Source organism: Paenibacillus sp. 102, assembly GCF_039549175.1.
Lineage (GTDB): Bacteria > Bacillota > Bacilli > Bacillales > Bacillaceae_G > Bacillus_A.
Genome location: NZ_JBCGHT010000101.1, coordinates 1 through 255, shown reverse-complemented (window position 1 = coordinate 255; position 255 = coordinate 1). Strand labels below are relative to the sequence as shown.

Annotated in this window: 1 pseudogene; it reads left to right on the top strand. The window is 38.0% G+C overall.

Annotated elements, in window-relative coordinates:
• Positions 1 to 255: pseudogene (locus AAIE21_RS29525) on the top strand (hypothetical protein); the annotation flags it as partial.

The following is a 255-nucleotide window of genomic DNA, read 5'->3' as shown; positions in this document are numbered from 1 at the left end:
CCTTCCTGAAAAAGGGAAACGAGGGGAGATGTTTGCGAATCTTGATGATGCTACAAAAGAAAAAGTAAAAGCGATTATGGATCAGAAGAAATCCGGAACATTAACACATGAACAAGTAAAAGAGAAACTAGCTGAACTAGGTGTAAACCTTCCTGAAAAAGGGAAACGAGGGGAGATGTTTGCGAATCTTGATGATGCTACAAAAGAAAAAGTAAAAGCGATTATGGATCAGAAGAAATCCGGAACATTAACACA